Here is an 8611-nt window from a genome sequence, read left to right as displayed (position 1 = left end):
GAGCAAAGCCTTGGCTCATGGGGACTCACTAAAGGTCGCAGCGATAGAAGGCCCCTAGCATGTCACAGTCCTATTTTTCTTGCGCTTACCCTGGATAACGACCAAGCTCACCGGACATAGATAACCTTTGCAACTCAACCAACCAACTCGCGGCGTTCCGGTGCAGCGACTTGTTATCTTGCTCTCCCCGCCAACACCCCAATCACTATATACATCGGAGATAATTTCTACAACAATAACTGTTACTTGTAAAACTCAAGCTAGACTCACAGTATTCTCCGAGAGCGAATAAGATGTTCTCGGAGATAATACGCTCTTGAAGAAGCAGTTTCGACAATTGCATTGAGCAGAACCAAACATGACTCATGCAAATTTCTTGATAAAGGACCCACTTGATCGACCTGTAGAAAATATTGAATGGCTCTTTCCAAATAGAACGCAGTGTTTCTCCCTGAAAATAGACGAGTTCCACCTTGTTCTCTTTGATGTTTGGAGAGAATGTGTATTCCTGGCTCAAAGAAGATTGAGCGAAAGTGATACATAAGTGAGGCTAATGCTTCAAACACATCTGGATTAGTTCCAGCATTTTTGACGAATTCAAGTAGCAACTCTTTCCCAAGTACAACGTCCTGATTCTCATAATCAACTTTTTGCCAAGGCGTATCAGCGTGTAACATATTACGAATTAACTTTCGCCTGCTGTCCTGATGCCTAGATCTAGATTCACTGGCAGCAAGACTGATAGCCAACTCTTGCAATCTCGGCGATAGCTCTTTCCATAGTTGCCAATAAACTTCCTTCTTATTTGCTCTTTCGGCAATAACAGCCACTTGCAAAGCTAAATAATCAATGAATTCAGGTGCCATATCGCAACCTGTTATTAGGGATTCGATATAGGGTTGAAAAGTTGAATCTTGCAGACAGAATACATGCTTTGCAAAACGCTCTGTGAAAGCGAGTCTAATTTTGTAATGAATTTCCAAGTTCTCCTCTCTTTCAGAATTATGAGTATGTTCTTGCTGCTCAGATTCAAAGAAGAGATTCAGCATGTTAGACAACAGTTTGATATGACTAGATTCTCTTGAGCCATCTGGCATCATCAAACATGGGCTTAAAAGATACCAATGGCTATAGGTTTGAAGGGTTATTTGTTCAAGCTCGCTAAAAATCTCACCGCTTGCAAATCGTTTACGGAATTCATCTTTCTTTTCTTGCAGCTTAGTAAGCTCAGCCTCTCTATCAGCACCCTCTAAGCTATATATTCGTCTTTTTGCAAATCGGTTATCTTGGTCTTGCTCAAAACGGGCATACTCAAGTGCTCCAATAACACATTTCTGTGCAAACTCAGAATCTCTTTGCCAAAGATGATTTCTGACACCCTCTGCTGCTTTATGCCGAACATTTTCATTAATGTGTGTTAGCGCAATAGCAATTAATTCTTTAACAAGAAATTTCTCCTGAACCTCAGAAGCAAAATCCAACAAAATTGAAAGAACAGATGCAGCAGCAGATGCCCCATCGTGATCCGTTGCATCTGCAATTGCAGTTGTATTGTCTGAATCTGCATTCGCTGTAACTGCTTGAGTTATGAATTTAGAACACCACAAAGCATCTTCTTCATTCAGTTCACTTGAATAGTCTCGAATAAAAATAGCAGCAGCAGTGACAACAGCACCAAAATACATTGCTGCTAGATTACCAACAGCCCCGGACTGGAGTTCTTCAAATAGCTCTTTTGCCTCAGCAAGTGCCTCATGCCACGTCGCATAGTATTCATTCTCTAGCAGTTCGTGTTCAAAGGTTTTTCTTGCCCAAACATAAAGCGCAGAGAAGCGGTTTTGTATTAGCAGCTTTTCTTGAGCTTGCTGCTGAATATCCTGTAGGTCAGGCTCTAAATCTTTAGGCTCAAAAATAATTCTATTATTCTCTTTATCCTCTACAGGTTTCCAACCACGACTATCAATCCTATGTAAGAGGAATCTTGTCGTTTCATCTTGAGGCTCAGATGCACGTAGCAGATCAATAGCAGCAAGTGCCTCATTTCTGCACTCTGAAAACTGAAGACGTACGATCAGCGTCTCTAAATGTTCCGTTCGCCACGAGCGCAAAGCAGCAGTGCGTCTCTCGTCAGCGTAAAGTTCAGACAGTGCATCTCTTTGAAAACCAGAATGCCAATTAGCTTCATTGCCACCTCGTTCATGAACAATCCGGCTCCGATCCATATGATACAACTCAGCAGTTTGTAGAAGTGGCAGTGCAGATTTCCCAACTTTTGTAGGAAAACCGGTTGCTACAGAAGCCAAAACTGCTGTAGGCATGACAGAGTTACTATTTCGCAAAATGTAGTCGAATAGCCACTCTAGCTGGTCTGATTCAGAATACTCTGCGTATGCGATTAGCCAGTTCTCAAGTGCCATGAGAGCAGACTGCAACAAATAAGGAGTTACAGAATGTCCACGATATGCACCCCATAGGCGACCAGAGTAATGCTGCTGAATTTTTGTCCCATCATTTAACTGGATAGTCAATGGTTCAAATACTGGCTCAGAGGGATCGCGTTCTGTTGATGAATAGCGATCTGGTGCATCTAAGTCTGAATAAGCATACTCTTCTGCTGCAATATTCAGTAGTTCCAAGATAAAGTCTAAGCCTTTTCTTGGGTGGAAACGTAAAAGGTGTTGGAATGAACCTTTAGCTCCACTAGCAGGGAAAAACTCGTACCGATGCTCGTGAAGGTGAAAGTAATGGTTTACTCCTATGGTGCTACTGTAACGGTAACTACGCCCTTTCTTAGATTTTCTAATTAGCCACTCAAAGCGTGATAGTTTGATTAGACTATCTGGATCGTACTTGCAAAAGAAAGCGGTTTCAACTCCTTGAAACGCCATTTTGCAAAATTCTTCAACATAATGTGGTCGGCGCGATCGTTCATCAGCTTTATCCACAAAAACATCAGTTTCTAAAAGTCTTAAAAATTCTTTGCGTATTGCTGGAATGGTTTTTATAATGATACTAAGCAGTTTTTTTCTGTCGCCATCATCTCTGTATGATTCCTTAAGAGGAGCTAAGAGGTAAAGAGCTAGTAACCCTGCTTCACGAACTGGTAATGATAGGTCTTGATTTAAATTTAATAGAGAAGACCAATTATTTAGGACTGCTGTTACATGTGGTATTAAACCCTCAAATAAAGAATCTCTGTTTTCAAATAGAAAACAAATCATGGCTTTCCAGCCTTGACCATAGGGTTTAAGAAGTAAGGTATCAACCAAAGATCTATCATCACTTTGTTTGACTTTGGAAGTAAATATTTGATCTGGTGTTTGGCAAGCTATTCGGAGAATGAAGCAAAAACGTTTCAGAAGTTTTCCATCGTCTAAAAAAAGCTGATCTTTTAAAGAACTGAGGAATTCATCTGGATTATCGCCTTGAAGTATCGCAGCAATAGTTTCATCCTGCCAATAGCTCTGGATATCTTGACTAGTAAGAACAAAGCGCACAAAATCATCAACATTCTCGCCGCACCTTAACTTTTGATGAAGCCACAAGCGAAATGCACGGTTTATTGCGGGTTCATGACCGATTGCATCAAGGAAATCTTGTATTTTACCTGAATCTTTTCGATAAGCATCCTCAATATATTGGTCAAGCGCCCAGTCCTCTAGAACATCATGCGATGGACTAACAAGATTATTCGTGGAATCGCGACGAACTAAGTTATCTTCTTCGAGCTTGAATATTACATCACTATCGAAATCAGCTTCAGGAACTCCATAGACCATTTGCTTAGCTCGACTGACTGCGATATTGATGAATGCTTGCTTTCGCTTAAGCGGCATTCCATTTGCTCGATCTTGTTCTTTAGCAATTACATTTCGCCAGACTGCAATGCGGAACTCCTTTTCACCATCCTGAGACGTAAATTCCGTTCCAGTTTGAAGAACTCTGTATGCTAAATCTGCAAAAAACGGCGATTTTAGCAATGGTTTCAACTTCGGATTTTCAGAAATTTTTTGCAAGGGTTCAAGTCGTCCGCATAGATTCTGAACTTGATCATTACTAAAACCGTTTAATGTAAGTGTTTGAAAGTTAACTCCAAAAGGCTGAAGATAGTTAAATATTATTTGTTGATACGCATAGTCACGACCAGTAGCAATCACAGTCCAACCTTGATGCTTGCTTAGTAACTGAAGCAAGTCTGTAAACGCTGTGGTTTTCTCTAACTCAAGTAGCTTTTCCAGCGACTCAATGATTAAGTATTTTTTGGGCATTAAAGCGAAGCCTGCTTCTATATCACGAAGTGAACTTCTTAAGCCCATTGCTGAAAAAACATTGTCAAGATGGGACTGCTCTAAGTCCTCAGTGCGCAGACAGAATATAGGAGCACTGTTACTTATATAGTCTGAAAATTCTCGTATCAAGCTAGATTTTCCAGTACCACGCTCTCCGGCAACAAAAACGAAGCTAGAAGTCTCAGTCAAACTGAGCAGTTCAGAGAATACATCCGGTTGCTCAATATGAACTCCACCAACAGTAGTCCTTATACCACCCAAAATATAGTTACTATGTTCTTTAAATTTGGTGACATCTGATGACCAGCTGGAGGAACTAACAGTACTAAATGAAGTGCGGATGTCTGCTGGTAAAGTCTCTAATGTGAGAGTTCCTGCATTTTGGTTGGCAACTTGAACAGCATCAACAACTCTCGTCCATAAAGAGGATGCAGCTTCATTTGAATATTGAGCAATTAGAGAATGAAGTAAGGATAATGTGCTCCCTGACTCTGTATCTAAATCATAACCGATGAGATGAAAGGCTTTTAGGAATTCCCAGAACTGACTATCAGAAACATCCGTTTCACCATTAGCCGTCTTCAAGTGCGTCTTGAACGCTTCCAACTTTTTCCTTTTTGCATCACTACTAAAGTTGGAAGTATTAATTTTGGCAAAAAATTCTTCTTCATTTGCAGAGTGTCTTGCCCATTCCAGAATAGGTCGCACATCGTTTATGTCAGTTGCGCTTAGAGGACCTGTGACAAGAGCGAGAGCATCGGTACTAGGATTGAAACTTTCGTCCTTGAAATCATTCCAGGTACTTTGGATGACTTCAGCAAAAGTTGCACCTTTCGCTGTGATGCTAATGTCGTGCTTGATTTGAGCTAGTAGCCTTACTTCTCTCTCTGTTTCTGGCTGCTTGGCAAACACGATAAAATCATCAGTATTAAAACCCGCATAGCGCCCTTGAAGTTTTATTTTTGTAATTGGAAATGGTGGTAGGCAGGGCGCAAGCCGACCCGACAGCATAAGAACGGTAAAGGCTGCTTGAACCCGTGTTTCAAAATTTACTCCACCGCCTCCCGTAGAAAAGGGGTTGCTTTGCTGTTTTGCTGGTTCTGGCATTGAGCTTCAGTATTTCGTCTTCTTGGGCTTAACCTCTTTATCTTAGCTTTTCACCCCATGGAGCGCCCTGAAGAACTACATTTCAGAGATTCCTGCGTAATCTGACGGGTTCCAAACAAGCAACCTTCAACTACGAGTGCAACATCTCTGTGCGGAGCAAGATAACAACTTATTGGACTGCTCTAATCTGCCTATACCCTACTATGGAGTAGATAGGCAGATTATCTGCTGCATAATCACCCCCAGGGGGTAGATAGGCGGCGAATAATCTGCATATTAGCCCTCTCAGGGGTAGATAGGCAGACAAGATCCGTATACCTTCCAATTTTTCCTCGAATTCAATAGAGGAAATCTGTACTGACCGATTCGTCGCTACATCTTGTTCCACAACAGGCGTCACTCATCAGGTCGCCAGCTCCCAGACACCCATTGCGGCATCCCCTGGGTCAGCCCTAACCAAAGCGCTTCTTGCCCTGGCGGGGCCACAGCTTCAGTACCTCAAACCAGAGGGTGCTGAGCACCCCTGCCCCGACGCAGATCGCCAGGTCAACGGGGTGTAGTGTCGAAAAGCGAAACAGATTTTGCAGTAGCGGCACATAGAGAATCAGCCCCAAAAACACCACGCCGCCCCCTAGCACCCACCAGAGGGCCGGGTTGGGCGTGTTCAACGTGGCCAGGGCCGGGCGCGACCAGGAGCGGTTGGTGAGAATCAGGCTGAGGTTGGCGATGATCAGCGTGGTAAAGGCCAGGGTGCGGGCATCGAACTCGCCCTGGCCCCGGTAGTAGGCGATCGCAAATACCCCCACCAGCACCGCCAGCACGCTCAGCCCCTGGAGCAACACCAGGCCCAGGGTGCGGCGGCTAAACAGGGGTTCCCTAGGGGGGCGCGGGGGCCGCTGCATCACGTCTGCCTCCGCCGGTTCGGCCTCAAACACAATGGTGCAGGCGGGGTCGATGATCAGGTGCAAAAAGGCGATGTGGATGGGCATCAGCACCAGGGGCCACTGGAAGATCACCGGAATCAGCGAGATCCCGGCGATGGGGATGTGCACCGCCAGGGTGTAGGCCATGCCCTTTTTGAGGTTGTCGAAAATGCGGCGGCCCAGGGTTACCGAGGCCACAATGGCGGAAAAGTCGTCGTCGAGCAGCACCAAATCCGCCGCTTCGCGGGCCACGTCGGTGCCCCGTTCGCCCATAGCAATGCCAATGTGGGCGGCCTTGAGGGCGGGGGCATCGTTGACTCCATCCCCAGTCATGGCGACGATTTCGCCCCGCTGCTTGAGGGCGTTGACCAGTTGCAGCTTCTGCTCCGGCACCACGCGGGCAAAGATATTCACGCTGGCCATGCGGCTCTGGAGTTGCTCGGGGCTGAGCTGATCTAGCTCTGGGCCGGTGAGCACCTCGGTAGTGGGGGTGAGGCCGATCTGCTCGGCGATGGTGCGGGCAGTGGCGGGGTAGTCGCCGGTAATCATAATCACGCGAATGCCCGCCCGGTAGCACTCGGCGATCGCGGGGGCCACCGTGGGCCGCACCGGGTCAGCCAGGCCCACCAGGCCGACAAACTCAAACTCAAAGGCGTGCTGGCTGTCGGGCAGCGGGTCAGAGTCATCGAGCACCGCGTCGTGGGTGCGGGGGTGGCCCGCCGCCTTGCGCCCCCGCGCCACCCCCAACACCCGCAGCCCCTCGGCGGCCATGGCCTGGATTTGGATGGCGAGGGCCTGCTGGCGATCGCCGTCAAAGTGGCAGAGTTCGGCGATCGCCTCCGGGGCACCCTTCGCCGCCACGGTCAGCTCCCCCTGGGGCGACTCCCACACGCAGGACATAGCCAGCAGCTCCCGCGACAGGGGATATTCCTGGCGTATCTGCCAGTCACCGTGGAGGTGTTCGGTGGTGGCCAGGTAGTCATCCCCCACCTGCTGGAGCGCTTTCTCCATGGGGTCGAAGGGGTCGCGGCGGCTGGCCAAAATGCCAAACTCGATCAGCCGGTGAAAGGCCTCGGGCAGCGGCTCGCGCCCGTGGAGATCGACATCGTAGAGGGCCGGGCGCGGCTGGTCAAACTCGTCGCGCTCCACAAACAACTGCTGCACCGCCATCCGGTTTTGGGTCAGGGTGCCGGTCTTATCGACGCAGAGCACCGTGGCCGAGCCCAGGGTTTCCACCACGGGCACCCGCCGGGTCAGCACCCGCTGCTGCGAAAACCGCCAGGCCCCCAGGGCCAGAAAGATCGTCAGCACCACCGGAATTTCGTTGGGCAAGATCGCCATGGCCAGGGCCAGCCCCGCCAGCACCCCGTTCAGCCAGTCACCTCGGGTAGCGCCGTAGATGACGACGACGGCCACGCAGATGGCGATCGCAATCCAGGTCAGCCGCCCCACTACCCGGCGAGTTTCCTTTTGTAGGCGGGTGTCTTCGGGCTCCACGGTTTGCAGCGCCCTGCCGATCTTGCCCATCTCCGTCAGCAGCCCCGTGGCCACCACCTCGGCAATGCCCTGGCCCTGCACCACCAGGGTGCCGGAAAAGACGGCGGGCAGATCGTCGCCGCCGGGCCGGGACAGCCGGGTTTCGCTCGCCGATTCGCGCTTGCGTACGGGCACCGATTCCCCAGTCAGCAGCGACTCATCGACGGTGAGGTGGGTAGACCAGCGCAGCAGGGCATCGGCAGGAATGCGATCGCCCTCCGCCAGCACCAGTAGATCCCCCCGCACCACCTCGCGGCCCGGTATGCGCCGCCGTTCACCATCGCGAATCACCAGGGCACGGGGGCTAGACAGATCCCGCAGCGCTTCTAGAGATTTCTCGGTCTTTTGCTCCTGGTACAGGTTGATGCCGACGATAAACAGCACAAACCCCAGCAAAATCAGCGCCTCCTGGGCGTCGCCCAAGATCCAATAGATGGCACCACAGCCCACCAGCAGCAAAAAAATCGGCTCCCGCGCAATCTCCAGCACCAGAGCCAAGAACGTGCGGTGCTCGGTGCTGGGCAGCTCGTTATAGCCCTCCCGCCCCAGCCGCTCCGCCACCTCCGATGCCGACAACCCCACCCAGGCCTGAGGATCCGCTGACAGCATGGCCCTGACTCCCACCGTGAATCGAGATTCCTCAACAGTGCCGCAGCCGCTTGTCAAAGCGTAGTTTCGTTGGAATTATTTGCACAGTGAAGACCCAAGCGGGGGGAATGTAGCCCTAGCCAGCCGGGTTAAGGCCGCTGTTGCTGT

The 8611-nt window shown here is 49.1% G+C and carries 2 protein-coding genes; both read right to left on the bottom strand.

Features of this window, described 5'->3' with window-relative positions:
• Positions 1 to 266 precede the first annotated feature (266 nt).
• Entirely contained in the window at positions 267 to 5396 is a 5130-nt protein-coding gene (locus tag AC0QKW_RS05010) for an ATP-binding protein (RefSeq protein WP_473149959.1), read from the bottom strand.
• A 452-nt stretch (positions 5397 to 5848) separates the two neighbouring features.
• Positions 5849 to 8464: a cation-translocating P-type ATPase gene (locus tag AC0QKW_RS05005; RefSeq protein WP_473149958.1), complete on the bottom strand. Its 2616-nt coding sequence runs from the start codon at positions 8462 to 8464 to the stop codon at positions 5849 to 5851.
• Positions 8465 to 8611: the final 147 nt, after the last annotated feature.

Source organism: Pseudanabaena sp. PCC 9330 (assembly GCF_055795045.1).
The sequence above is the reverse complement of the archived record's forward strand: the minus strand, read 5'-3'. Positions and strand labels throughout refer to the sequence as shown.